At 71.3% G+C, this 19,740-nt stretch carries 15 protein-coding genes; 6 read left to right on the forward strand and 9 right to left on the reverse strand.

Going from position 1 to position 19,740, the window contains the following annotated elements; all coding sequences use genetic code 11:
- From ABIA35_RS22715 to ABIA35_RS22735, 5 genes are all read right to left on the reverse strand, one after another.
- Nucleotides 1–861: a transketolase gene (locus ABIA35_RS22715; protein WP_370359224.1), complete on the reverse strand. Its 861-nt coding sequence runs from the start codon at nt 859–861 to the stop codon at nt 1–3.
- The gene (locus tag ABIA35_RS22720; protein ID WP_370345299.1) at nt 858–2,156 is read right to left on the reverse strand and encodes a DegT/DnrJ/EryC1/StrS family aminotransferase; all 1,299 of its coding nucleotides are present in this window, start codon (nt 2,154–2,156) and stop codon (nt 858–860) included. Before ABIA35_RS22720 ends, ABIA35_RS22715 begins: the two co-directional genes overlap by 4 nt.
- Nucleotides 2,157–2,275: 119 nt before the next feature.
- Entirely contained in the window at nt 2,276–3,328 is a 1,053-nt protein-coding gene (locus tag ABIA35_RS22725) for a BtrH N-terminal domain-containing protein (RefSeq protein WP_370359225.1), read from the reverse strand.
- A 1-nt stretch (nt 3,329) separates the two neighbouring features.
- On the reverse strand, nt 3,330–3,917 hold the full coding sequence (locus ABIA35_RS22730; protein WP_370345297.1) for a hypothetical protein: 588 nt from the start codon (nt 3,915–3,917) through the stop codon (nt 3,330–3,332).
- Between the two features lie 97 nt (nt 3,918–4,014).
- Nucleotides 4,015–4,800, reverse strand: coding sequence for a sulfotransferase family protein (locus ABIA35_RS22735; protein WP_370345296.1), 786 nt, complete (start codon nt 4,798–4,800; stop codon nt 4,015–4,017).
- 252 nt (nt 4,801–5,052) lie between these two features.
- Here ABIA35_RS22735 and lysX point away from each other — a divergent pair, with 252 nt between their 5' ends.
- From lysX to ABIA35_RS22760, 5 genes are read left to right on the forward strand one after another with little or no spacing between them, the layout of a single operon-like run.
- A complete protein-coding gene (lysX, locus tag ABIA35_RS22740; protein WP_370345295.1) occupies nt 5,053–5,931 on the forward strand; it encodes a lysine biosynthesis protein LysX in 879 nt (292 codons plus the stop codon).
- A complete protein-coding gene (locus ABIA35_RS22745; protein WP_370345294.1) occupies nt 5,928–7,016 on the forward strand; it encodes a M20/M25/M40 family metallo-hydrolase in 1,089 nt (362 codons plus the stop codon). Before lysX ends, ABIA35_RS22745 begins: the two co-directional genes overlap by 4 nt.
- Before the next feature lie 35 nt (nt 7,017–7,051).
- A complete protein-coding gene (locus ABIA35_RS22750; RefSeq protein ID WP_370359226.1) occupies nt 7,052–11,107 on the forward strand; it encodes an amino acid adenylation domain-containing protein in 4,056 nt (1,351 codons plus the stop codon).
- A 21-nt stretch (nt 11,108–11,128) separates the two neighbouring features.
- Nucleotides 11,129–12,325: an acyl-CoA dehydrogenase family protein gene (locus ABIA35_RS22755; protein ID WP_370359227.1), complete on the forward strand. Its 1,197-nt coding sequence runs from the start codon at nt 11,129–11,131 to the stop codon at nt 12,323–12,325.
- A 13-nt stretch (nt 12,326–12,338) separates the two neighbouring features.
- Nucleotides 12,339–13,409: an acyl-CoA dehydrogenase family protein gene (locus ABIA35_RS22760; RefSeq protein WP_370359228.1), complete on the forward strand. Its 1,071-nt coding sequence runs from the start codon at nt 12,339–12,341 to the stop codon at nt 13,407–13,409.
- 99 nt (nt 13,410–13,508) lie between these two features.
- Here the strand turns inward: ABIA35_RS22760 and ABIA35_RS22765 are convergent, their stop codons facing one another.
- From ABIA35_RS22765 to ABIA35_RS22780, 4 genes are all read right to left on the reverse strand, one after another.
- Nucleotides 13,509–14,162, reverse strand: coding sequence for a response regulator (locus ABIA35_RS22765; RefSeq protein ID WP_370345290.1), 654 nt, complete (start codon nt 14,160–14,162; stop codon nt 13,509–13,511).
- 183 nt (nt 14,163–14,345) lie between these two features.
- Entirely contained in the window at nt 14,346–17,366 is a 3,021-nt protein-coding gene (locus tag ABIA35_RS22770; RefSeq protein ID WP_370345289.1) for a BTAD domain-containing putative transcriptional regulator, read from the reverse strand.
- Between the two features lie 207 nt (nt 17,367–17,573).
- Nucleotides 17,574–18,626 carry an NADP-dependent oxidoreductase gene (locus tag ABIA35_RS22775; protein WP_370359229.1) on the reverse strand — a complete coding sequence of 351 codons (1,053 nt, stop codon included), beginning with the start codon at nt 18,624–18,626 and terminating at the stop codon, nt 17,574–17,576.
- 203 nt (nt 18,627–18,829) lie between these two features.
- The gene (locus tag ABIA35_RS22780; protein ID WP_370345287.1) at nt 18,830–19,021 is read right to left on the reverse strand and encodes a hypothetical protein; all 192 of its coding nucleotides are present in this window, start codon (nt 19,019–19,021) and stop codon (nt 18,830–18,832) included.
- A gap of 325 nt (nt 19,022–19,346) precedes the next feature.
- Between ABIA35_RS22780 and ABIA35_RS22785 the strand changes: the two genes are divergently transcribed.
- Nucleotides 19,347–19,733: a VOC family protein gene (locus ABIA35_RS22785; protein ID WP_370345286.1), complete on the forward strand. Its 387-nt coding sequence runs from the start codon at nt 19,347–19,349 to the stop codon at nt 19,731–19,733.
- Nucleotides 19,734–19,740: the final 7 nt, after the last annotated feature.

Here is a 19,740-nt window from a genome sequence, read left to right on the forward strand (position 1 = left end):
TCATCCCAGAACCTCCGGGCGTCGCAGGGCACTGAGTGCCCGGGCGTGGTTGCGCGGCGAGAGCGTCACATAGTGGCTGGAGCTGCGGCCGGCCAGGAACGGCAATCCGTGGCCCTTGACCGTGCGCGCGATGAGCACGCTCGGCTTGCCGGGCTCCCACGGCGCCGCGCCGAGGTGGTGCGCGAGCGCGGCCGGGTCGTGCCCGTCCACGTCGCGGACCGCCCACCCGAAACTGCTCCAGCGCTCGGCCAGCGGCTCCATCGGGGCGATGCCCTCGGTGGCGCCGGTCAGCTGCAGGCCGTTGCGGTCCACGATCGCGACCAGCCGGTCCAGCCGCAGCGAGGCGGCCGCGATCGCGGCCTCCCACACCGAGCCCTCCTGCAACTCGCCGTCGCCGAGCAGCACGAAGCTGCGCGCGCAGCGGCCGGCGTACCGGTTGGCGAGCGCGAAGCCGCAAGCCAGGGCGAGCCCGTGGCCGAGCGACCCGGTCGGCAGTTCCACGCCGGGCACCGCGCGCACGGGATGGCCCATCAGCCGGCTGCCGGGGCGGCCGTAGCCGGCGAGCTCGGCCACCGGGAAGAAGCCCCGCTCGGCCAGCGTCGCGTACAGGCCGACGGCGGCGTGGCCCTTGCTGAGCAGGAAACGGTCGCGATCCGGATCCTCCGGCCGCTCCGGATCCACGTTCAGCACCGAGAAATACAGCGCGGTGAGCACATCGGCGCAGGAGAACGCCCCGCCGAGATGGCCGCCTTCGGGCCCGGCGCACATGTCGACGACGTGCGAGCGGATGCGCGCGGCGATCGCCTCAAGGTGCTCCAGCGCCTCCGGCGCCTCCCGCTCCAGGAGCTGCGTGCCCGTCATGACGCCGCCTTCGCCAGCGTGGCCACCATGTCGCCGGCGGCCCACACCTTCTCGAAGGCCTCCGCGTACCGGCCGAGCAGATCGCCGGCTCCCGGATTGAGGTGGCGCTTCTGGATGGTCAGGGAATCGGCGATGACCGCACGGGTCACCGGATAGCCCTCGCCCGCGGTGGTCCCCGCCGCCCCGGTCAGCGCCCACGGGTGGTGCCCCACGCCGAAGCCGAGCCGGTCGACGAACACCTTCTGGTCGGGCAGGGGCATCAGCTGGTACTGGGACACCGGCACGCCCTCGGCACGCAGCAGCCGGCGCAAAGTCGAGCGCAGCGCTTCGGGCCGCACGCCGTCCAAGCCGAACGCGGCCGGGTCGAAGCGGAACCGCAGGATGTGCCAGACATGCGTGGTGTCCGGGAGCGCGGTCGGGATCCGCAGGCCCGGCAGCTTCGCCAGCCGCGCGAGGAACGCGGTGATGTTGGCCTGCCGGGCGCGCTCGTAGTCCTCGAAGCGGGTCAGCTGGGAGCTGGTGAACGCGGCCTGCAGGCCGTTCATCTTGTGGTTCCAGCCCAGACCGTAGGACACGTAGTCGCGCTCGCGCCCGGCCTCGATCACCTCGCCGAACTGCCGGCCCCGGCGCATCGCCGCGGCCAGTCCGGCGTCGCCGGTCACCAGCAGACCGCCCTCGCCGCAGGTCGGGATGTTCTTGCTGACCTGCAGGCTGAACGAGCCCGCGGCCCCGATCGAGCCGACCGGCCGGCCGCGGTGCGTGGCCCCGGGGGCCTGGGCCGCGTCCTCCAGGACCGGGATGCCGTGCCGCGCGGCGATCGCCATGATCCGGTCCATGTCGGCCGGGGCGCCGTGCAGGTGCACCGGGATGATCGCCGCGGTCCGGTCGGTGATCCGGCGCTCGAGGTCGTCCGGGTCGAGGTTGAAGGTGACCGGGTCGATGTCGGCGAACACGGGCACCGCCATCTGGTGCACCGGTGCCAGCCCGGTGGCGATGAAGCTCAGCGCGGGCACGATCACCTCGTCGCCCGGCCCGACGCCCAGCGCGGACAAGGCCAGCGACAGCGCCGCGGTGCCGTTGGACACCGCGACGCAGTGCTCGTAGCCGAACTGCCGGGCCCAGTCCTGCTCCAGGGCCGACACCGGGTTGTCCCCGTCGGTGTCGGACACCAGCCGTGCGCCGTCCAGCGCGGTCATCACGGCTTTGCGATCGTCGTCCTCGACCAGCGGCCATTCCGAGCGGCGCAGGTGCTTGGGCACGACCGCCGTTCCGCCGAATGCTGCGAGCTTGCTCATCATTCTCCCGTTCACGAGGTCACGGCGGCCGAACCAGCCGTACCGCGGGCGGTCAGGGCGGTTCAGGGGCGCGCAGAGATGCTCAGAGTTCAGAGGTGCTCAGCGCCGCTCGGAGCCGCTCAGAGGCGGTCCGCGGCCGCGCCGACGGCGTCGTACGCGCGCGCGTAGTTCGCGCGCAGCGCGGTGGTGTGGTGGGCGATGTCGGACGCGGCCGCCTTGGGGTCCGGCAGGCCGTGCGCGCCGGTGAACCGCAGCCCGGTCCAGGCGTGTGCGACGAGTTCGACCGCGCGGCCGGCCCCGGCCAGCTGCGGGTCGTCCCACTGCCGGCCGCAGCGGCGCAGCAGTTCGCCGTGCAGCGAGGCCTGCGCCTGCATCGCCCAGCCGAACGGATACAGCTCGGTCAGCGCGTCGGCGTCCCCGGCGCGGCAGCGCTCCAGCAGCTCCTTGGTGAAGGCGTCGAACCCGGCCAGCCCGGTCCGCGCGGCGATGCCCGAGGCGTTCGCCTCGATGTCGGCGCGCAGGTAGCCGCCGAGCAGCTCGGGGGTCAGCGGCGCGGGGGTGGCGTCGAGCCGGACGTCCAGGCAGCGCCGGCCGATCTGCGACGCGCTGAAGAACGCGTCCTGCCAGTCGGCCGGGTTCAGCGAACCCCAGCTGCGCAGGAACTCCCCGATCGGCACGGCACCGCGGAACGCCGGGGGCATCGCGTCGGAGACGTACACCACCCCGCGGGTCTCATCGAGGCCGTAGACCACGACCAGATGCGCGGCGTGCACATCGCCGTAGGCGGGCCGGAAGGGCAGATGGAAGTTGTCCACGGCGGCGATCACCAGCCGGTCCTCGGCCAGCGTCTGCCGCACCTCCTGCCACACGTCGTCCTCGTCGGCGGGCTGCCACCAGCGCGCGTGCAGCTCGTGGTGCGGGGCCAGCGCGGCACCCAGATCGATCTCGCCGGCGGCATCCGGTACGCACGGGTAGTAGAACTCTTCGGAACGGATATCGCCCGGCAGGTGCAGGAACCGCCAGCTGGCGCCGAGCACGGACAGCGGATCGACGCCCGCCCGGGCCAGCACGGTGCCGAACGTGGCCTGCAGGCAGCTGACCAGATCGCGGTACCACCACTCGGGCTCCGGGCCGCGGATCATCGAGGTCCGCGTCGTCATCTCGGCGGTCATGTCAGACCTCCGCCCGCTGAAGGGTGATCGCGAAGATGTGCAGCGCGACGTTGCGGGGCAGCAGCAGGCCGGTCATCGCGGCCCGCCGGGTGACCGGCACGCGCTGCGCCCACATCATGGCCGGCACGCCTCGCTGCACGTGGTGCGGGTAGTGCATGGCCAGGCTCTCGAAGGCCTTCACCTCGCCGAACCACGCCGGCGCGCCCCAGAAGTCGGAGATCCGCACCTTCTCGGCGTCCACCGAGCCGTCGGCGAAACTCAGGTCCATGCAGTCCTCCGCCCGCCGCTCGGAGGCGGCGAGCAGGTGGATCCAGTCGTAGCGGCCCTCCGGGACCTTGATGAACTGCCCGGACGAGCGGATGTTGTCCGGCCCTTCGCCGACCGGGGGGAATTCGAAGGGGACGCCGTCCACCTCCACGAGGCTCCCGCCCGCGGGCAGGTATTCCGCCGCGAACGAGTTTCCCCATACGTTGAAAGCCCCCGCTTTGGTCTCCGTCGCCGCGGAGATGGCTTTGTTGTTGCGATGGCCGGAGATGTCGACCGGATCGCAAAGCCTTGCTTTGGCGGAGGACATCGAAATGTCCGTCACGTGATCCACCTCATCTGAAATCCGTTCTGCACCGCAGAACCTAGTCGCGGTCACAGCTGTTTTCGTCAGCGCCGTGGTTACCTCGGAATAAGCGCGATCAGGGCCGGAGCGCGGCCGCGCGCAGCTTCTCGTAGTAGGGCAGGTGGTAGTCGCGGTGCGCCCGCAGCACCGGGTGCCCCTGGACCTTCTCGACCGCCTTGGCGCGGCTCGCGCTGCGGTCGCCGCTGCCGTCGCTGCTGCCTTCACCGCCGTCGCCACCGCCGCGGCCGAAGCCGGCCGTCGCGCTGGTCGACGCGTGCCACTTGCTGGTCGCCCGCCACTCCGAGCGCATGCCCGGCTGCCAGCTGAGCGCCTCTTCCATGAAGGGGATGCCGACCGCCGCGCAGTACGCCCGCACGGTTTCAGCCGGCCGGTCGAGCAGATCGTCGGAGTCGATCACGACCGGAACGGCACCGGTGGCGGCCTGCACGGCGGCGAAGATCTCGAAGAGCCGGGCGAAGCCGATCTCCTCGCGCCCCAGGTCCGGATTGAGGGCGTGGTGCGAGGCGATGGCCTCGGCCGGGTGCCGGATGATGAAGGTGTGGGTCGCGCCGGTCAGGAAGTCCTGGTCGGCGAGCACCGCGGGATAGTGGAAGTCCGTGGTGTCCTTGAAGAACACCGGCGTCCGCGCCGCGATGCCGCGCAGCGCCGCGAGCACGTCCTGCTCGCTGCGCGCGACCTGCTCGCCGACCTTCACCTCACCGAAGTCGACCACCTGCGAGAACGGCTCGTGCACGACGACGCGGTCTTCTCGCTCCGTCATCATCCGGGCGAAGGCGGTGGAGCGGCTGCGAGGCGCGCTCCAGAGTGCCAGTACCGGTGTCGGCTCCGGCGTGTGTCCCACGGTTCCCCCTTTCTCCAAGCACACAAAGGACATTGCTGCGGCGAGTGTTCGAATCCAGATAAGAGTGACACGGGGCCGGGCCGGGGGGAGTAATCGAAACCGCTGATGCGGGCAGGGGAAGTCAACGCGGCGTGTCCCCGGAAATGAGCCTGCTGTGGACGCAGGGCGAGCCGGTTCGCTCGTACCTTCTTTTCCAAGCGTCAGATACGGCTGAATGCCGTCTGCCGATCGGTGGCTCTATACGGAGGTCACGTGTCAGCGACACCACAGCGCCCGGGCCAGAGCAGGATCGCGGTGCTCGCCAGCAGGGTCGGCGCGGACGAGAAACGGCTCTTCGACGCCTTCGACCGCCGCCGCGTCCCCTTCGAGCACGTCGACACGCGTCGGGAGTGGTTCACGGCCGGAGAACGCGCCAGGCCCTGGGATCTGGCCCTGAACAGGGAGATCGGCCAGGTCCGCGCGGCCTACGCGGCCCGGTGCCTGACCGCCGCCGGCGTCACGGTGGTCAACGACTCCGAGGCCACCGAGGTGTGCGGCGACAAGTGGCGCACCACGCAGGCCCTGGAAGCCGCCGGACTGCCCACGCCCCGCACCGCGCTCGCCCTCACTTCACAGGCCGCGCTGGAAGCCCTGGACTCCCTCGGCTATCCGGCCCTGATCAAGCCGCTGGTCGGCTCGTGGGGCCGGCTGGTGGTCCCGCTGCGCGACCGCGCGAGCGCCGAAGCAGTGCTCGAATACGTCGCCGCGCTGCCCGGCCCGCAGTCGCACCTGGTCTACCTCCAGGAGCTGATCGACAAGCCGGACCGGGACATCCGGGTGATCGTGGTCGGCGGGCAGGTGCTCGGCGCCGTCTACCGGACCGGGGAGTCCCTGCGGACCAATGTGGCGCTCGGCGGGCAGACCCGGCCGTGCGAGGTGAGCCCGGAGATCGCCAAGTTCTCCGTCGAGGCCGCCGCGGCCGTCGGCGCCGACATCGCCGGCGTCGACCTGATCGAGGACCGGGACGGCCGGTTGCTGGTCCTGGAGGTCAACCACCGGGTCGAGTTCACCGGCTTCCAGTCCGCGCTCGCCGAGAAGGTGAACGTCGCGGACCACATCGTCGACCATCTACTGGAACGAGGCCACCGATGAACCGGCCGTTCACCTCCTCTGGCAGCGTCACCGAGACCTACGCGCTGGGACTGCTGCGCAACATGCTGGAGATCCCCTCCGTCTCCTACCACGAGCGCGCGCTGGCCGACTTCCTGGTCGGCGCCATGGGCGACCTGGGATACCAGGCGCACATCGACGAGGTCGGCAACGCCGTCGGCGTGATCGAACGCGGCGAGGGCCCGACGGTGATGCTGCTGGGGCACCTGGACACCGTCTCCGGCGTGCTCCCGGTCCGCCCCCTGGAAGGCCGGCTCTACGGCCGCGGCGCGGTGGACGCCAAGGGACCGCTCGCGGCGATGATCTGCGCCGCGGCCGGCGCGGCGGACTTCCGCGGCCGGCTGGTGGTGATCGGCGTGGTCGAGGAGGAGACCCCGCGCTCGCGCGGCGCGATGGCGATCCGGGCGACCCACCAGCAGCCGGACGCGCTGATCGTCGGCGAGCCCAGCGGCTGGTCCAGCGTGGTCCTGGGCTACAAGGGCAAGCTCGACCTGCGCTACAGCGTCCGGTGTCCGGCCACGCACCCGAGCAACCCGGCGCCGAAGGCCTCGGAGCTGGCCGTGGCCTGCTGGGACTCCCTGGTCGAGCTGCTCGGCCCGGAGGCCGGCCACGACGTGTTCGGTCAGCCGGGCGCGACCCTGGTCCGGATCAACGCCGACCAGAGCAGCGCGACGGCGGATCTGAGCATCCGTACTCCGCCGGAGTTCGACGCCGAAGAACTGGTCCGGGCCCTGCGCACCCGGCTTCAGGCCGGCGAGCTCGAAGTGCTGAACTCGGTCGCCGCCTGCCGGGTGGGCCGCGCCGACCCGGCGGTCCGCGCCCTGGTCTCCGGCATCCGGCAGCTGCACGCGCAGCCGCGGCTGGTGGTGAAGACGGCCACCTCGGACATGAACACTCTCGCGGAGGTCTGGGACATCCCGATGGCCACCTACGGGCCCGGCGACAGCGCCCTGGACCACGCCGACGACGAACACATCATCCTGTCGGACTTCCAGCGCGGCATCGACGTGCTGACGATCGCCATCTCGGAGCTGGCCCACCTGCCCGCCCACTCGGGCGTCCGGTGAGGCGCGGCTCACGCAATCTCCAGGGGAGCTCGAAGATGACGGACATGAGCCAGCGTTTCGCGGCGCTGCCCGCGCCGCGCCGCGCGCGATTCCTCGCGGTGCTCAAGGAACACCAGGAGGCCGCGGCCCGGCGGGGACCCACGCTGCGCCGGGACGCCGGTCCCGTGCCGCTGACTCAGGAGCAGCAGACCCTGCTGTCGGCTCCACAGGGTTCTGCTTCAGGTGCTCCGCTGTGTCTGCGGCTTCGCGGCGACCTCGATGTGGACGCGCTGCGCGCGGCGCTGGCCGCGCTGGTGGCCCGGCACGACAGCCTGCGGACCGCGATCGTGGAGCGTGAGGGCGGCCCCGTGCAGGTGGTCGCCGACCGGGTCCCGGTCGAGGTGCCGCTGATCGAGGCGGTCGGCGAGGACCACGAGCAGCGGTTGGATGCCGCGCGCGTGATCCTCGAGCTGCGCGCCGGTATGCCGTTCGATCTGAGCCGGACGCCGCCGTGGCGTGCGGCGCTGGTCAAGGTGGCTCCGGACGACCACCTCTTCCTTCTGACGGTCTCCCGCATGGTGTGCGACGCCTGGTCTGAGGGCGTCCTGATCCGTGAGCTCGCCGAGTACTACCGGGCCGCGCGCTATGGAGAAGCAGAGGCAGACGCAGACGCTCCGCAGCTGCCCGGTCTTCCCATGCAGTACCCGGATTACGCCCTCTGGCAGAGTGGCCGGCTCGATGCCGGCGAGCTGGACCGGCTGGTCGCGTACTGGCGCGACGCGCTCGCCGGGGCCGAGGTGCTGGAGTTCCCGACCGACCGGCCGCGCGGCGACAGCCCGAGCGGTGCCGGCGCCGCCGCCGACTTCGAGGTCGGGCACGAGGGCTTGGAACGGGCCTGGAAACTGGCCCGGGAAGAGGGCGTGAGCCGGTACGACGTGCTCGTCGCCGCGTTCTTCACCCTGCTGCACCGCTACTCCGGGCTGAACGACCTGGTGATCGGCGGCACCGAGGACCGGCGCCGGCACGAGGCGCTGTCCTCGGCGGTGGGTCTGTTCACTGATATGCGGGTCCTGCGAGTCGACGTCTCGGGCGACCCGACCTTCCGCGAGCTCGTCCACCGGGTCAAGCGCCGGACGCAGGACGCCGACGCCCACGACGGCCTGCCGTTCGGCAAGCTGGTCGACGCCGTCGAGCCCGTCCGCGATCCCTCGCGCTCACCGATCTTCCAGATCGTCTTCGACGTGCGGGACGCGGCCACGACGGCCGGCCTGCCCGGCGTCCTCACATCCCGGGAGAGCGTCCGCTCCGGCACCTCCCGGTTCGACATGAGCTGGCACCTGACGGAGCAGACGGCTCCCGGCGCCGACGCCTGCCTGGGCATCGAGTTCGACACCGGCCTGTTCGACGCCGACAGCGTCGCCAGGTTCGCCCGCCACTACGACGCCTTGCTCAGTGCTCTGACTTCCGCCCCCGACGCTCCGCTGTCCGGTGCCCGCATGCAGAGCCCGGAGGACCTCGCGTTCCTCGACGCGGTCGCCAAGGGCCCCGAGCGGACGATCCGCGACACCACGATCGTGGAGGAGTTCCAGGCGCGCGCATCGCAAACCCCTGATGCCGTCGCGGTCGTCGTCGCCGGCGTCGAGACCAGCTACGCCGAGCTCAACGCCGGCGCGAACCGGCTGGCCGCGCTGCTGCGCGAGCGCGGCGTCGTACCGGGCTCCAGGGTCGGCATCTGCCTGCGCCGGAACCTGGACCTGCCCACGGCGATCCTCGCAGTCCTCAAGACCGGTGCCGCCTATGTCCCGCTGGACACCGGGCATCCCCCGGCCCGGGTCGCGGAGATCGCCGCGGACGCCGGGGTGTGCGCGGTGATCGCCCATGCCGCGGTCGGCGCGATCCTGAACGAGGTCGCAGCGCCGGTCGTCACGCTGGACGAGGTCCGGGACGAACTGGCCGCGCACCCGGCCGACAACCCGCCGCTCGCCGCGCAGCCCCACGACGTCGCCTACGTCATCTACACCTCGGGCAGCACCGGCAAGCCGAAGGGCGTGCTGCTCGAACACCGCGGCGTGGTCGCCTTCATCGACTCCACGCGCGAGCTGTTCGACCTGACGCCGGCCGACCGGATGCTCGGGTTCGCCTCGGTGACCTTCGACGTCTCCGTCTTCGAGACGTTCTCCGCACTGCTGACCGGCGCGCGCCTGTGCATCGCCACCGAGGACGAGCGGCTGTCGATCGACCGGCTCCAGTCGCTCATGGAACGCCAGGGCATCACGGTCATCGACCTGCCCCCGACCGTGATGCCGCTGCTGGCGCCCGAGCGGTTCGCCGAGCTGCGGATCGCGTTCGTCGGCGGCGAGGCGTTCAGCGGCGAGCTGGTGAACCGGTGGAACCGGGGCCGGCGGCTGTTCAACGGCTACGGCCCGACCGAGTGCACCGTGACGATGATCGTGGAGGAGTGCGCGGGCAGCTGGGACGCCTCGCCGCCGATCGGGCTGCCGATGGCCAACCACGTGGCGCACGTGCTGGACGCCGACCTGCGCCGGGTGCCGCTCGGCGTGCCGGGGGAACTGGTGATCGGCGGCGCGGGACTCGCGCGCGGCTACCTCGACCGGGACGAGCTGACCGCCCAGAAGTTCATCGCCGATCCCTTCGGCACCGCTCCGGGCGGCCGGCTGTACCGCACCGGAGACCTGGTGAAGCGGCTCGCCGACGGCCGGCTGGTCTTCCAGGGCCGGATCGACCAGCAGGTCAAGATCCGCGGCCTGCGGATCGAGCTGGGCGAGGTGGAGTCGGCGGTCACCGGCTTCGCGGGGATCGAGCAGGTCAGCGTGCGGGCGTGGACGGACGAGGCCGGGGACAAGCACCTGGTCTGCTACGCGACCGGGATCGCGGACGGGCAGGTGCCGGCGCTGCGCGAGCATCTCAGTACGCTGCTGCCGTCGTACATGATCCCGTCGTATTTCGTGGTCCTGGCCGAGATGCCGCTGACGGGCAGCGGCAAGGTCGACTGGCGCCGGCTGCCCGCGCCCGACCCGCGCCGGGCCGAGGACGGACCGGCCGACCGGGCGCGTACCGCGACCGAACGGGTGCTGCTGCACGAGGTGCTCGCCCCGCTGCTGCACAACAGCCGGCTCGGGGTGGACGACGACTTCTTCCTGGTCGGCGGCAACAGTCTGCAGGCCGTCCAGCTGATGTCGGCGATCAAGGCCCGGCTCGGGGTGGAGGTCTCCCTCGGTGACTTCTTCGTCTCCCCGACCGTCGCCCACCTGGCCGCGACCATCGACGCCGCGCGCGTTCCCCGAGCGCTGGCGAAGCAGGACGACGGCGGCCGGGCGCCTGTGGTGATGCGCGCCTCGTCCGGCCCCGCACAGGTGATCCTGTTGCATCCCTCCGGCGGTGAGCTGTTCTGCTACATGCCGTTGCTCAGGGAACTGCCGGCGGACATCGGCGTGATCGGCTTCGCCGCCGATCCCGCCGATGCTGCTTTCGACCCGGCCGACGGCCTGGCCCGGACCGCGGCGCGGATCTCCGAGGCGCTGATCTCCGAGGGTCTTCCGGAGTCGTGCTGCCTGGCCGGCTGGTCCTACGGCGGCGTGCTCGCCTTCGAAGTGGCCCGGCAGATCGAGGAGCGGACCGGGCAGCAGCCCGCTGTGGTGTTGCTGGACGCGGCCTACGACGAGGACACCGTCCCGCTGGACGAGGCGACGGTGCGGCAGCGGTTCGTGCACGATGTCGCCAGGCTGGCCGGGCGGGGCGGGGCCGCGGTGCGCGCGGTGCTCGACGACCCGGCCGCCGGGGTGGCGGACATCGGCCGGACGCTGACCGGGCTCGGGGTCCGGCTGGAGCTCACCGAGCAGGAGCTGACTTCCCGCTACGAGACCTTCCGGGCCTGCGCGCTGTCGATGCAGGCGTACTGCCCGCCGGGCCCCTACGGGGGGCGGATCACGGCGCTGGCCGCCACGCCGCGGGTCGCGGTGCACGAGCAGTGGCGATCGGTGTCCACCGGCCGTTTCTGCGGAGAACGAGTGCCCGGCGACCACTACACCCTTTTCACGGAACTGGCCCTGGGCCGGGTCGTCGCGGCGGTCGAGGACGCGCTCGCATCTTGAGGAGAAAGGGAGCGATCTTCCATGCGGTTCGGATTCACCGAGGATCAACAACGGTTCCGGGGCCAGGTGCGTGAGACGCTGCGCTCGGCCGAGGTGCAGGCGGCAGCCGAACTGGCCACCGGCGCCGACGGCATCGAGCCCGACGGACGCCCGCTGTACCGGCTGCTCGGCGAGCGGGGGCTGTTGGCCGTGCACTGGCCCGCCGAGTTCGGCGGCGAGGACCGTCCGCTGAGCCAGGCGGCGATCGTCGCCGAGGAACTGGTGCGCGCCGGGGTGCCGGACACGCTGCACGTCAACACCATCCAGATCGTCGGCCAGTTCCTGCTGATGGCCGGCGACCAGGAGCAGAAACGCCGGCACCTGCCGGGGCTGGCCCGCGGCGAGCGTTTCGCCTCGGTGCTGTACACCGAACCGGACGCCGGCTCGGACCTGGGCGCACTGCGCGCCGTGGCCGAACCGGACGGCGACGGCTACCGCATCAGCGGAACGAAGGTGTTCAGCCTCAAGACCCGGTTCGTCGACCTCGGACTGTGCGCGGCCCGCACGTCGCCGGACGCCGGGAAGTACCAGGGCATCAGCCTGTTCCTGGTCGACATGCACGCCCCGGGCGTGACGGTGTCGATGATCCCCGGAATCGGCGACGAGCACTTCCACCGGGTGGAGCTCGACGCGGTGCCGGTACCGGCCCGGGACCTGCTCGGCCGCCCCGGCGAAGCCTGGCCGCTGCTCAACGAGGCACTGGCGGTGGAGCGAACCGGACTCGACTACTTCCTCAAAGCAGAGCGCTGGCTGGACGCCGCACTGGAGGCGCTGACCGACCGCGAGCCGCCTTGCTCGCAGGGCGCCCGGCCGATCAGCGACACCTGGCCGATCAGTGACACGTGGCCGATCAGCGACACCCAGCTCGAGCAGCTCGGCCGCTGGGAAGGCGCGCTCGCCGCCGACCACGCCCTGGCCTGGGAGGTGATCACCGGACTGGAGTCCGGCCGGATCGACCAGGTCTCGACCGCCGTCGCCAAGTACCACAGCAGCGAACTCGCCCAGAGCATCGCGGCGTGGGCCGCCGACGTCCCGAGCCCCGAGCAGCGGGCGAACCGCAGCAGGTCCGCCGCGATCCTGGACTCCGCCTATCGAGAGGCGCCCGGGCTGACCCTGTCGGCGGGCACCTCCGAGGTGATGCTCCAGATCGTGGCCGCCGCCTTCGACACCATCGGATAAGGAGAACACTGACATGGACCTGGCTCCTGATCCCCTCTTCCTCCAGGTGCGCGAGGCACTGCGCTCAGCCCTCGCAGCGATTCCGATGCGGCCCGGAGTGCACGGGGCGCCGGTGACCGACGGCGGCGCGGGACCGGCCCGGACCGTGCTCGACCAGCTCGACGCGGCGGCCTACGAACTGCCCGCCGACGCTGGCGGACTCGGGCTGGGCCTGACCGCCGGGGCGCTGGTGAGCGAGGAACTCGGCCGCGCGGCGTGCGGGAATCCCTACCGTGCCGAGGCGCTGGCGGCCGATGTCAGCTGGCCGCACCCGGAAGGCGTGGGACTGGCCGGGCTGGAGGCACCCCCGCCTTCGGGCGCGCGCGGCGTCAGCGCGACGGCGCGCGCGGGCGGCTGGGAGCTGACGGGTACGGCGACGGTCGATGATGCCGCGGCCGCTGTGTTCCTGGTGGCCGTCGTCTTTGCCGAGCCGGCCCTGGTAGCAGTACCGCGCACCGCGCCAGGTGTCCGTGTCCTGACCACGTCGTTCCCCCCGGCCGTCCGCTTTGAGGCGACCCCGATCGCGTCGACGGAGGTGGTCGCAACCGGCGACACCCTCGCGGACGCGCTGGCCCGAGCCCGTGTGCGACAGGCGGCCTACCTGCTCGGCATCGCCGAGGGCGCCCACCGGATCGCGCTGGACTACACTGGCTCGCGCCGCCAGTTCGGCTCTCGTCTGCGCGACCTGCCCGCCGTCTCGTTCCCTCTGGCCCGCGGCCTGGTGGCGCTGCGCGCGACGCGCGCGTCGGTGTACCGGGCGGCCTGGTTGATCGACACCGAATCGATCGACAACGAACTGCCCGGCGCGGGAACCGAACCGATCGCGGCCCTGGCGATGGCCGCCGAGACCGCACGCGACGTGGTCCGCCTGAGCATGCAGAGCTGCGGAGTACGCGCGATGACGGCGGAACTGGGCCTGCACCGCTACTTCCGCCTGGCCGCGGCGGAATCCGCGCGCTACGGCGACCCCGCCGCACTGTGGCGCGTCGTCGGTGCCGAGCGTCTCCGTTCAGCCGCGGCTGAACGAGAGCTCGTCGCCGTCTGACACGACTCAGTGGTCTGACACAACTCGGCCGTCTGACAAGCGCACAGGCGACAAGCCCCCGCAGCCAACCAGGCTGCGGGGGCTTTCGTCTTGCTCCGGCTAGGCGATCAGCCCCGACCGGTACGCCAGCGACACCAGCTCCGCACGATCGCGCACCCCCAGCTTGGTCCGCACCCGGTACACGTGCGTGCGTACCGTGGCCTCGCCGATGATCAGCTCGCGGGCCACCTCCTCGGTGGACATTCCGCGCGCCACCATCCGGATCACTTCGCGTTCGCGCGAGGTCAGTTCGGAGGCCCCCGGGCACATCGCGGCCTCCTGCGGTTCGGGCTGGGCCCGGAACCAGCTGACCAGGCGGCGCGCGATGCTCGGCGCGAGCACGGTCTGGCCGGTGGCCGCCGCCTGGATCGCGGTGATCAGCTCCTGCGGCCGGGCGTCCTTGCCGAGCAGGCAGCTCACGCCGGCGTGCAGCACGTCGCTCACGGTCTTGTCGGCGTCGGCCTCGGTGAACACCACGATGCTGGGCGGGTCGTCCTCCTTGGCGAGCCTGCGGATCATCTCCAGGCCGGAGATGGTCTGCAGGTTCAGGTCGGTGACCACGACTTCGGGCCGCATGGTGCGCACCAGGACGATGGCCTCCATGCCGTTGTCGGTTACCCCGACCACCTCGATGTCCGGGACCGCGTCCAGCAGAGTCCGCAGGCCGTCCCCGATGATCGGCAGTTCGTCACAGATGAGTACCCGAATGGTCATGATCTTCTCCCTCGGCAAGGATTTGGGTAGAAGCCCCGCAGTTCACAGACGGTCTTCGAGACGTATCCGATGTTCGCGAACCCGCTTCCCGGCCCGTTCCCCTCGCGATCCCCGCACGCCGGCCGCCCGCGTGGCCAGGGGTGAAGTGCTGGTCGTGCCTCTACCGCAAGGCGCGCCGAACCCTCAGCGGTGCCGCAACTTCTCCGGCAGGCCGACCTCGGCCAGGATCGGATCGCTGCGGTCCGCGAGCTCGGCCGCGGCCTCCTCGTCGCCGCACGCCGCCGACGTCGCGGCCAGGCCGGCCGTGGCCCACGCCGCGTCGAAGCGCAGACCGAGCTCCTCGCTGAGCTCGACCGCCTCGCTGAACAATTCCCTCGCCGCGCTGAGCCTGTCCTCCTGCAGCGCGTGCTCGCCCAGCAGATCGAGCACGATGACCCGGTGCATGGGCGAGGTGTGCGGAGCCCGCACCGCCTCGGCCGCCTGCCGGGCGAACTGCGCCGCCGCGGCGCGGGCGCCGGTGGACCGGCAGGGCCGGACCATGCGCGCCAGGATGAGCGCCTTGGACAGGGACCCGCCGAGCCTGGCCTCCAACTCCAGCGCCTCGCTCAGTGTTCTGAGCGCCTCGTGGTGCATTCCGAGCCCGGTCTGCGCGGTCCCGAGGTTGACCAGTGCCATGGTCTGCGTGCTGGGGCTGCTCAGCTCCTGGTTCACCGCGATCGCGGCCTCGGCCTGCGCGGCGGCGTCGCCGTAGCGGCCCAGGACGTTGAACGCCGAACTGAGATGGAAGCGGGCCTCGGCCACCTCTTTGAGACTGCCCGTCTCAAGATGCATCGGGATGCTGCGTTCGAGGTGCTCCACGGCCAGCTCCAGATCGCCCAGCGTGGAGTAGAAGGTGCCCAGCCGGCTCAGGCACACCGCCTGCCCGGCCCGGTCGCCGGCCGCCGTCGCCACCTCGAGGGCCTCGCGCAGCTGGACCAGGCCGGCGGGGATGTCCCCGCGATGCCAGTAGGCGACGGCCAGGTTCACCAGACTCATCCGGATCGCCGCGGGATCCTGCGTCCGGCGCGACGAGGCGGCGCCCAAAGTCGCCGCCTCCAGGAACGCGTCGCTGCGTCCTCGCAGGTGCAGATGGTAGATCAGATCACGGGCCGTCTCCACGACCTCGGAGTGCCGGCCGCGGCGTACGGCCTCGCGCAAGGACGGCAGGATATTGCGATACTCGGCGTCCACCCACGCCAGGGCCAGACCCCGGTCGTCGAGGTCCGGGATGGCGCCCTCGTAGGCGGGCAGACCGTTGGAATACCGGCTGCGTCCGGGGAAGGCGGCGTCCGAGGCGCGGCCGATCGCGGTGCGGTAGTAGTTCGTCAGGCGCTCGAACGCGGGGGCGTCGTCCACATCGTCGGCGAACTCCTCGCGGACGTAGGCGCGGACCAGGCTGTGCACCGTGTACCGCTCCGCCAGCCGCGGTTCCATGAGGTGCCGGTCGAGCAGGAGCTCGACGATGTCCTCGGCGTCGTACACGTCGAGCCCGGTGAGCGCCGCCGCGGCGTGGATCTCCACGTCGTCGCCGGGGTGCAGACAGATGTACCGCAGGTATCGCAGGTGCTCCGGATCGAGGGCCTCCAGGGAGGCCTTGATGCTGGCCTTGATGCTGCGATCCTCGACGGCGAGCTCGACCAGCTTGCGCGACTCGTTCGACAACCGGCTCGCCAGCCGTGCGATCGTCCAGTGGTCCCGGCTCGCCAGGCGTGCGGCGCTGATTCGCAGCGCCAGCGGGAGATGCCCGCACAAGTCCGCCAGGCGAAGCGCAGCCTCGGATTCCCTGGCCACGCGTTCCCGGCCGAGCACCCTTTCCAGCAGCGACAGGCTTTCCGCCGGCGAGAGCACGTCGAGGGACACCGGACGCGCGCCGTCGATCCCCTTGATGCGGACGCGGCTCGTGACCAGCACGGTGCTCTCCGAGGAACCGGGCAGCAAGCCTCGGATCTGCGCGGCGCTCTCCGCGTCGTCGAACACCAGGAGCATGCGCCGGTTGACGGTCGCCGCCCGCCAGCGGGCGATGCGCGCCTGCGGGTCGACGGGGACGTCCGGCCCGGAGATCCCCAGTGCGCCCAGGAGAATGCCGAGCGCTTCGTGGGTGTCGATGGAATCGCGCTCGGGAGTGAACCCGTGCAGGTCCAGATAGAGCTGGCCGTCCGGATGGGACTCCTGCAGGAAATGGGCGGCGTGGACGGCCAGTGCCGTCTTGCCGCTGCCCGCCATCCCGTCGATCAGCACGATCCGCAGCCGGTGCGCTCCGGAGCCCGTCGCCTGACCCGCCGCGCACACCGCGTCGAGCGCCTCCTGGCGCCCGGTGAAGTCGGGCAGATCGTAGGGCAGGGTCGTGGGGAAGCTGCCGGCCGCCGAGGTGGACGCGGGCTTCGGGACCACGGTGGCCGTGTCCCTGCGGGCCTCGCCCTGGCTGCCCAGGCTCGCGTCGTTGTGCAGGATGCGCTTTTGCAGGTCGGCCAGCTCCGCGCTGGGCTCGACGCCGTGCTCTTCATCAAGGTACTGACGCAGGCTCTGGAACTCGGCCAGCGCGTCGGCCTGGCGTCCGGACAGATACAGGGCCCGCATCAACTGCCCGCGCAGGTGTTCGCGGACCGGGTTGGCCCCCACCGCCTCCCGCAGGTCGCCGACCAGACGGCGCGCCTCTCCGAGGTCCAGGCGGATCGCGAACAACTGCTCCATGGCGGTCAGCCGGCGCTCTTCCAGGGCGGTGCCCATGGCCTCGATCACCGGGCCGCCCTCACCGCCGAGCACCGGTCCGCGCCACTGGTCGAGCGCGAGGCGTAACTTCGCGGCGGCCGAGCGCAGATCGCCCTCGTCGGTGGCGCGGCGCGCGTCGCTCAGCGCCGCGGTGAACACCCCGAGGTCCAGGGTCTCCTCCGGGACCCTGATGCGGTAGCCGACGCCCGAGGTCGTCAGCATGTCCGCCATCCCGGGCACACGCTTGCGCAGGTCCGAGGTCATCTTCCGGACCTGGTGCGCGGCGGTGTCCGGACCGCCGTCCTCCCAGATGGTCTCGACCAATCGCGAGACCGGTACCACGCGGTTCCGGTTCAGCAGAAGGGAGACCGCGAGACGTTCCTGGAGGCGGCCGCGTAAGGCGATGGAGGTGCCGTCGGCCCAGCACTCGAACGAGCCGAGAATCGCGAAGCGCACGCTGGGTCGGGTACCGCCGACTGTGGGCCCCTGGTCCACGTGCATCCTCCTGGTCGTCCCCCGCAAGACGTTACCGACCCAGCCCCAGGTGGCACCTGATCGATAGGAAAACTTATACATGAGCAGGTGAGGCCATGTCCAGGATAAACCAAAGCACTGCGTCTAAGTCGTGGTGACTCTGTGTGACTCAGGAGTCTGAGTGTATTGTCAGGAATCTGATTCCACAATGCGGTAAGTGTCGGCCGGCTGGTGGTCCGAGCGGGTCGCGGCCACCAGGACGTCGATCAGGCCGTGCACGTCGACGTCCATGCTCGTGCCGGGGTCCAATCGTCCGGTCTGCAGGTCGTCCGCGTACTGCGCCTCGATCTCCTTGAACCGGTGGAGATGGTGTTGCAGCCCGAAGCCCTCCAGGCGGATGCCTCGCCGCTGGACCATGGCCAGGTCGACGGAGACGACGGATTCCGTGGATCCCCAGGGCGTGTCGTGCAGCCACGCGACGCGGCCGGCGTCGCGTACCCATGTCAGGGCCTCGGCCAGGCTGGATCCCACCGATCCCGCCGATCCCACCGACCCCGCCGCCCCGGCCGTCCCGATGACGGCGACGTCCACGCCGGCGTTCTCACCGAAGAGCGCTGATTCGGCAACGGAATCCGCACGCTGTTCGAAGACGGCGTCGAAGTAAGGATCCTGAATCGCGCGGCGCGCGCCCGCCGGCGAGGTGACCCCGCCGACGACCCGCGAAGCTCCGAGCGTCCGGGCGATGCGGGCGGCGGCGCTGCCGACGGGGCCGGCCGCCCCCGCGATGAACAGCGACTCGCCGCGCTTGACGTTGAGGACCCTGGTGAGGGCGACGTGGGCGGCGAGCCCCGGCAGACCGAGGACGGTGAGATAGGCCTCGATCGGTACGCCCGCCGCCGGTTCGAGCACTCGTGTCGCGTAGCCGCCCCGGGGGAGCGCCGAATACGTGCTCCATCCGCCGCGATGGGCGATCAGGGAGCCGTGCGGAAGGTCGGCGCTCCGCGACGCGACCACTTCCCCGACCAGCGAGCCGGCGGGAAGGGCCGTGTACAGCGGCCAGTGGCGGACCGGCGAGGTGGACGGATGCGGGTCGAGGGCGGCGAACAGGTTGCGGACCAGGACCCAGCCCGGGGCCAGGCGCGGCATCGGCTTCTCGACGACGGCCAGGTGCTCGTGCTCCAGCGGCCCCTCCGGCCGGGAGACCAGCTGAACGGCCAGGCCGTATTCCGGTGGCTCGGTCATCGCTCCTCCGCATTGTCCGGTTTCCTCGGGAAGGCCACCGCCGGTGGCCTTCCCGTACCTCTTTACTCGATGAAGCGGGCGAAACTACCCTGATCGGGTTATTACGCCATCGGCGAGACTCCGGTCGAACCTCCCCCGGCGGGGGTCGGAGGCTTGCGCCCCGTCCCTTTCTCCGCCGCTGTCGATCGGACTCGCCCGCCCGGTCAGGAGGCGGGGGGAGTGGGGGTTCCGCCGTCGGGGCCCGGGTTGTTGTTGTCGGCGGACGCGCTGGTGTGACTCGTGACGGACGCGTGGCTCGCGACGGTGTACACCGCGGTGTTCCCCGCGGCCACCGCCGCGACGGCCAGAGCGCCCACAGCGACCTTCTTGACGATCTTCCCGGTGATGTTCGACATCGGAATCCCCTCCACGGCAATCGGCTGTCTCAGCGAGCTGTGTCGCGGGCGTTTTGGCCGGTAGCGGCCTTGCTGCTTGGCGACATCACCGATGCTCCCGGGGGGCAATCCCGTGCCATTCCCCTCCCGGTACCACGGATTCCCCCGTTCCTCAGCAGGCTGATATACCCGCCCCGTCGGCACACGCCTCGACGTTGGAAAAGCGCGGGTATCGCGCCCGGCGCCGGAGGGAATCAGGCCCCGGCGACGGCACCGGCCGACACGAACGGCTGACAGGAGGGACGACGTCCCGTTCTGGCCGTATTTGAGGCCTTATGGTGAAGCCATGCCGCAGGTCAACAAGTTCCAGGTCACTTTCGACTGCACCGAACCCGGGCGCGTCGCCCGCTTCTGGTGCGAGGTGCTGGGCTACGTCGTGCCATCACCCGAGGAGCAGGGACCCTGGGCGGCCTGCGTCGATCCCACCGGAGTGGGGCCGCGGCTGTTCTTCCAGCCGGTACCCGAGCCCAAGGTGGTCAAGAACCGCGTGCACCTCGACGTCCGGATCGCCACCGGCCTGGCCGGCGCGGAGCGCCTGGCCGTCCTGGAAGCCGAGTGCGCGCGGTTGATCGCGCTCGGCGCGTCGCGTCTGCGGCTGCTACCTGCTGACGAGGAGAACGAGTCCTGCATGGTGATGCAGGACGTCGAGGGGAACGAGTTCTGCCTGGACTGACCGGCCG

Origin of the sequence: Catenulispora sp. MAP12-49 (assembly GCF_041262705.1) — a bacterium.
Lineage (GTDB): Bacteria > Actinomycetota > Actinomycetes > Streptomycetales > Catenulisporaceae > Catenulispora.

What these genes read in the sequence shown, in the direction of transcription:
- ABIA35_RS22745 (WP_370345294.1), top strand. Translation starts at nt 5,928, where the DNA reads ATGAACCGGCCGTTCACCTCCTCTGGCAGCGTCACCGAGACCTACGCG.
- ABIA35_RS22785 (WP_370345286.1), top strand. Translation starts at nt 19,347, where the DNA reads ATGCCGCAGGTCAACAAGTTCCAGGTCACTTTCGACTGCACCGAACCC.
- ABIA35_RS22725 (WP_370359225.1), bottom strand. Translation starts at nt 3,328, where the DNA reads ATGACCGCCGAGATGACGACGCGGACCTCGATGATCCGCGGCCCGGAG.
- ABIA35_RS22755 (WP_370359227.1), top strand. Translation starts at nt 11,129, where the DNA reads ATGCGGTTCGGATTCACCGAGGATCAACAACGGTTCCGGGGCCAGGTG.
- ABIA35_RS22720 (WP_370345299.1), bottom strand. Translation starts at nt 2,156, where the DNA reads ATGAGCAAGCTCGCAGCATTCGGCGGAACGGCGGTCGTGCCCAAGCAC.
- ABIA35_RS22760 (WP_370359228.1), top strand. Translation starts at nt 12,339, where the DNA reads ATGGACCTGGCTCCTGATCCCCTCTTCCTCCAGGTGCGCGAGGCACTG.
- ABIA35_RS22780 (WP_370345287.1), bottom strand. Translation starts at nt 19,021, where the DNA reads ATGTCGAACATCACCGGGAAGATCGTCAAGAAGGTCGCTGTGGGCGCT.
- ABIA35_RS22715 (WP_370359224.1), bottom strand. Translation starts at nt 861, where the DNA reads ATGACGGGCACGCAGCTCCTGGAGCGGGAGGCGCCGGAGGCGCTGGAG.
- ABIA35_RS22765 (WP_370345290.1), bottom strand. Translation starts at nt 14,162, where the DNA reads ATGACCATTCGGGTACTCATCTGTGACGAACTGCCGATCATCGGGGAC.
- ABIA35_RS22750 (WP_370359226.1), top strand. Translation starts at nt 7,052, where the DNA reads ATGACGGACATGAGCCAGCGTTTCGCGGCGCTGCCCGCGCCGCGCCGC.
- ABIA35_RS22775 (WP_370359229.1), bottom strand. Translation starts at nt 18,626, where the DNA reads ATGACCGAGCCACCGGAATACGGCCTGGCCGTTCAGCTGGTCTCCCGG.